Source organism: Burkholderia sp. IMCC1007 (assembly GCF_027257875.1).
Classification (GTDB): Bacteria; Pseudomonadota; Gammaproteobacteria; order Burkholderiales; family Burkholderiaceae; genus Burkholderia.
In genome coordinates this window covers 110,406-116,405 of record NZ_JAPVQY010000021.1, presented here as the reverse complement: position 1 = coordinate 116,405, position 6,000 = coordinate 110,406, and the positions used below count along the sequence as shown (strand labels likewise).

Sequence of the window (6,000 nt, the reverse complement as noted above, 5' to 3'; positions counted from 1 at the left end):
CGCGTCCCCGCGGGCCGCAGGTCCGGTGCTACGAAACGATCGCGTCGACCTGGCGTTCCGCGCTCGGCGCGACCGGGAGCGGCATCGCGTCGCGCGTCGTCTCGTCCCGGTGTCCGGTCTGGCGCAGCAGGTGACGCACCGCGCGCTCGAGCGCGTCGACGCCGATCGCATCGACCGTCGCACCCGCCCGCAGGATCGTGTGGGGCACGCCGAGCGGATGCCAGCGCAGGTATTTCTCGGGACGATCCTCGAACAGCGCGGCGACCGGCACGCCGAGTGCCGACGCGAGATGCACGGGTGCGCTGTCGGCCGACACGATCGCGTCGAGCAGGCTCGCGGCCGCCGTCAGCTCGGCGACCGACGACGGCGTGACGTGGCGGGCTTTGACATCGCGCCATGCGTCGCGGTCGGCGTCGGCCGCACCGGCCGGATCGCGGAACACGATCACGTCGGCGAACGGCGCGAGTCGCCGGCCGAGTTCGCACCACCGCTCGGCGGGCCAGCGCCGCTCGGCCGCCTTGTTCGACACGAACAGCCCGACGCGCGGTTGGGTGCGCGGCCCGAGCAGCCGGAACCACGTGTCCTGCAGCGCGCGGTCCGGGTAGACGGACAGCACGAGGCCGTCGAGATCGGTACGGCCGAGTTCGGGCACGAGACGAAAACCCGACAGCGCCTCGTGACACATCGGCCGCGTGGCGACGTGCTCGGGCTTGCGATCGTCGAATTCGGAATCCGCATCGTGCCAGCGACAATCCTTCGCGCCGAGTTGCCGCGCGAGCTGGACGCTGCTGCGATGCATGCCGCCGTTCGGCACGACCACGAGATCGAACCGCAGGCGGCGCAGCCGGCGTACGAGCCGCAGCCGGTCGAAGAATGCGCGCATCCGTCCCGGACGATCGTTGCGCTCGCACTGACGGCTGTACACGTAGGTATGGATCGTATGCACGTGCGGATTGCCGGCCAGTGCGGCCGCGTTGTAGCGGTTCGCGACGACGTGCAGTTCCGCGTCGGGCCAGCGCTGTTTCAGCTCGCCGAGAAAAGCGGTCGTGCACAGCATGTCGCCCAGAAAATCAATCCGGATCACGAGGATCCGCCCCGTCGGTTTCCCGTTGGCCATTGTGTGGTGTAGCTGTCGGTTTTTATCGTCGCGTACCGCGCCGGCAGCATGGTGTGCTGCTCCGTGTCGGCCTGGTCGCGCTTGATCACGCTTGATCGCGCTCGGTCGCTTTCAGCGACGCGTTCGCGTCGCGCGACGGATTGTATAGCGTCCGGATGACAGCCCCAAGCATCCGCGCAAATGAAAACGGCCCGTCGCACCGCACGATGGCGATGCGACGGGCCGCATAGTGCGACACCCGCCGGCGCGATGCGCTCAGTACGTGATTTCGACGATGCTGCCGCCGAACGTCGCGCGCAGCTCCGCGAGCAGCGTGTCGCTCGGCTTCACGCGCCACGCGTCGCCGAGCCGCATTTCGCCCTGCGCGCGCGCGTTGCTGTAGTGGATCTGGACCGCGAGCCCGTTCGGCAGCGGCGCCTGCGGGCGACGGCCGCCTTCGCGTCCGCCGCCGCGCGGCGCGGGCGCGTCGACCACGTTCGCGGCGGCCGGATCGTCCTTCGACACGTGCGGCTCCAGCACGCGGCGCAGCACCGCCGCGTCGGCATTGCCGTTCATCGTCAGCCGCACCGCCTGCGCGTAGCGGCTGCGTGCGCGCTCGAGATCCATCACCGTGTCGGCCGTGAAGCGGATGCCGCCCGTGAATGCATCGTTGCGCGCCTGCCCCTGCACGATCAGCAGTTCGTCTTCCTTGAACAGCGCCTTGTTCGCCTCGAACTGCTCGTTGAAGATCGTGATCTCGCACTGGCCTGACCCGTCGTCGAGCAGTGCGATCAGCATCTTGCCGCGCTGGGTCATCTGCGTGCGCAGCGACGCGATGATGCCCGCGACGAGCTTGTCGCGCCCTTCCTTCAGGTCGCCGACCTTCTGCCGCACGAACCGGCGCACTTCATCGCGATACGCGTCGAACAGGTGGCCGGACAGGTAGAAGCCCAGCGCGCCCTTCTCTTCCTGCAGGCGCTTCTTGTCGTCCCACGCGGGTTCGTCGACGAGCGCATGCGCGTGCGGCGACTCGGCGCCCATGTCGAACAGGCCGGCCTGCATCGCGTTGGCCGCGGCCTGCTCGGCCGCTTCCATCGCGAGCGGCACCGACGCGAGCAACTGCGCACGGTTCGCATTCAGCGAATCGAATGCGCCGGCGCGGATCAGTGCCTCGACCGTGCGGCGGTTGACGATGCGCCGATCGATCCGTTCGCAGAAGTCGAACAGGTCGGTGAACGGCTTTTCCTCGCGCGCGCGCAGGATTTCCTCGATCGCGTTCTGGCCGCTGCCCTTCACCGCGCCGAGACCGTAGCGAATCGTGCGCGAACGCTTGCCGTCGGCTTCCGCAACCGGCTCGAAGCGGTAATGCGATTGATTGATGTCGGGCGGCAGCACGACGAGGTTGTTCACGACGCAGTCGTCGAACAGGATCTTCACCTTGTCGGTGTCGTCCATCGCGAGCGTCATGTTGGCCGCCATGAATTCGGCCGGATGGTGCGCCTTCAGCCACGCGGTGTAATACGCGAGCAGTGCGTAGGCCGCCGCGTGCGACTTGTTGAAGCCGTAGCCCGCGAACTTCTCCATCAAGTCGAAGATCTCGTCGGACTTCTCGCGCGTGAGGCCGTTCTTCGCCGCACCCTCGGCGAAGATCTCGCGGTGCTTGACCATCTCCTCGGGCTTCTTCTTGCCCATCGCGCGACGCAGCAAGTCGGCGCCGCCGAGCGAGTAGCCGCCGATGATCTGCGCCATCTGCATCACCTGCTCCTGATAGACCATGATGCCGTAGGTCTCTTTCAGGACGGGTTCGACGCGCGGATCCGGGTATTCGACCTTCTCGCGGCCGTGTTTCCGCGCGCAGAAGCTCGGGATCAGGTCCATCGGGCCCGGACGGTACAACGACACGAGCGCGATGATGTCCTCGAAGCGGTCGGGCTGCGCATCCTTCAGCATGCCCTGCATCCCGCGGCTTTCCAGCTGGAACACCGCGACCGTGTTGGCCTTCTTCAGGATCTGGAACGACGCCGGATCGTCGAGCGGCACCTGCGCGAGCGACCAGTCGGCCTTCGTCGGATCGAGGCGGCGGATGTAGCGCTCGGCCCAGTCGAGGATCGTCAGGGTCGTGAGACCCAGAAAGTCGAACTTCACGAGGCCGACGGCTTCGACGTCGTCCTTGTCGTACTGGCTGACGACGCCGCCGTCGTCGCCCTGCGTGTACAGCGGACAGAAATCGGTCAGCTTGCCGGGCGCGATCAGCACGCCGCCCGCGTGCATCCCGACGTTACGCGTGAGGCCCTCGACGCGCTGCGCGAGATCGAGCAGCTGGTGCACTTCGTCCTCGTGGTCGTAGCGCTCCTGCAGCTGCGGCTCTTCCTTCATCGCGTCGGCGATGGTCACGTGCTTGCCCGGCTTGAACGGGATCAGCTTCGCGACGCCGTCGGTGAACATGTAGCCGAGATCGAGCACGCGGCCGATGTCGCGCACGGCCGCCTTCGCGGCCATCGTGCCGAACGTGGCGATCTGCGACACGGCGTCCGCGCCGTATTTTTCCTTCACGTACTGGATCACGCGATCGCGGCCGTGCTGGCAGAAGTCGATGTCGAAGTCGGGCATCGACACGCGTTCCGGATTCAGGAATCGCTCGAACAGCAGGTTGTAGCGCAGCGGATCCAGATCGGTAATGCCGAGCGCGTACGCGACCAGCGAACCGGCGCCCGAGCCGCGGCCCGGCCCGACCGGCACGCCGTTGTTCTTCGCCCAGTTGATGAAGTCGGCCACGATCAGGAAGTAGCCCGGGAAGCCCATCTTCGTGATGGTCCCGCACTCGAATTCGAGCCGCTTGTAGTACGTGTCGCGCTGCGCGTCGCGCTCCGCGGCGTCCGGATACAGCTGTTCGAGACGCTTCTCGAGCCCCTCCTTCGACAGCTGGACCAGGTAATCGTCGAGCGACATGCCGTCCGGCGTCGGGAACAGCGGCAGCTTCGGCTTGCCGAGCTCGAGCTTCAGGTTGCAGCGTTTCGCGATCTCGACCGTGTTCGCGACCGCCGACGGCAGGTCGGCGAACAGCGCGACCATCTCGTCCTGCGTGCGGAAATACTGATCGGTCGTGAAGCGCTTCTGGCGCCGCGGGTTCGCGAGGATGTCGCCTTCCGAGATACACACGCGCGCTTCGTGCGCGGTGAAATCATCGTCGGTCATGAACTGCGTCGGATGCGTCGCGACGACCGGCAGCTGCAGCGCCGCGGCGAGCGTCGCGGCCTGCTGGATATACGCCTCGGCGCCCGGCTGGCCGTAACGCTGCAGCTCGATGTAGAAGCCGCCCGGGAACACCTTCGCCCAGCGCTCGGCATGACGGCGCGCCGCTTCCTCGTTACCGGCGGCGAGCGCGAGCCCGATGTCGCCCTGCTGCGCGCCCGAGAGCGCGAGCAGCCCCTGCGACAGCTCGCCGTCGAGCCAGCTCGCGTCGAGTTCCGCGCGGCCGCGGTACTGGTTGGTGAGCCATGCCTTCGACAGCAGCTCGCACAGGTTCAGGTAGCCGACCTTGTCCTTCACCAGCAGCAGCAGGCGCGACGGTTTGTCGCGATCGTCCGGATTGGTGATCCAGACGTCGCAGCCGGCGATCGGCTTGATGCCCTTGCCGCGGGCTTCCTGGTAGAAACGGACGAGGCCGAATGCGTTGCCGAGATCGGTGAGGGCGAGCGCGCCCTGGCCGTCCGCGGCCGCCGCCTTGACGATGTCGTCGAGACGCACGATGCCGTCGGCAATCGAGAATTCGGAGTGAACGCGAAGATGGACGAAGCGGGGATCTGACATGGGCGTTATTGTAGCCGCGTCGTCGCGCAGGCTGCCCAAAAAATCCCCCGGCCCGGCCGTTCGGCCGATGCGCGCGACGTCGGCCGAACGGCCGGGTGCCGGTGCATGCCCGGTTTGCGGGATAATACGGGTTTTCGAATCTTCGCCCCGGCTTCGCACCCTTTTTTGCGGGGCCGCCGTGCGCACCGCCGCACGGCCGCGGCCGTTTTCCCGTCGGACCATCATGACCATCGTCAACCTCGCCGCCTACCACTTCGTGTCGCTCGACGCGACCGAGCAATGGCGCCCGCTCGTCACCGCCCGCTGCAACGAACTCGGCCTGCGCGGCACGATCCTGCTCGCGCCGGAAGGCATCAACCTGTTCATCGCCGGCACGCGCGAAGCGGCCGACGCGTTCATCGACTACCTCCGCCACGATCCGCTGTTCGAAGGCAAGTTCGCGACGCTGCAGTTCAAGGAGAGCCTGTCCGACTCGCAGCCGTTTCGCCGGATGCTCGTGCGCCTGAAGCGCGAGATCATCACGATGAAGAAGCCCGCGATCAAGCCCGAGCTCGGCCGCGCGCCGTCGGTCGACGCGCGCACGCTGAAGGCGTGGCTCGATCGCGGCCACGACGACGCGGGCCGCCCGGTCGTGATGCTCGACACGCGCAATGCGTTCGAGGTCGACGTCGGCACGTTCGACGACGCGCTCGACTACCGGATCGACAAGTTCAGCGAGTTCCCGGAAGTGATCGACGCGAACCGCGCCGATCTCGAGGGCAAGACGGTCGTGTCGTTCTGCACGGGCGGCATCCGCTGCGAGAAGGCCGCGATCCACATGAAGGAAATCGGCATCGAGAACGTCTATCAGCTCGAAGGCGGGATCCTCAAGTATTTCGAGGAAGTCGGCGGCGCGCACTATCACGGCGACTGCTTCGTGTTCGACTACCGCACCGCGCTGAACCCGCAACTGCAGCCGACCGAGAACGTCACGTGCTTCGCGTGTCGCGCGGTCGTCACGCCGCAAGCGCAGCAATCGCCGAGCTACGTGCCCGGCAAGTCGTGCCCGGCCTGCGCGCAGGCGGCCAGCGCCGCGTAAGCGCACGCCGCTCCGC

3 protein-coding genes are annotated in these 6,000 nt (G+C 67.2%); 1 reads left to right on the top strand and 2 read right to left on the bottom strand.

Annotated elements, in window-relative coordinates:
* Nucleotides 1–28: 28 nt before the first annotated feature.
* Both O1Q03_RS19615 and dnaE read right to left on the bottom strand, forming a co-directional pair.
* Nucleotides 29–1,117, bottom strand: a complete 1,089-nt coding sequence (locus O1Q03_RS19615) for a glycosyltransferase family 9 protein (RefSeq protein WP_269505522.1) — start codon at nt 1,115–1,117, stop codon at nt 29–31.
* Between the two features lie 255 nt (nt 1,118–1,372).
* Entirely contained in the window at nt 1,373–4,906 is a 3,534-nt protein-coding gene (dnaE, locus tag O1Q03_RS19610) for a DNA polymerase III subunit alpha (RefSeq protein WP_269505521.1), read from the bottom strand.
* Between the two features lie 223 nt (nt 4,907–5,129).
* On the opposite strand from dnaE, the gene O1Q03_RS19605 reads away from it, so the two are divergent.
* Nucleotides 5,130–5,984 carry a sulfurtransferase gene (locus O1Q03_RS19605; RefSeq protein WP_269505520.1) on the top strand — a complete coding sequence of 285 codons (855 nt, stop codon included), beginning with the start codon at nt 5,130–5,132 and terminating at the stop codon, nt 5,982–5,984.
* The last annotated feature ends 16 nt before the right edge of the window (nt 5,985–6,000 follow it).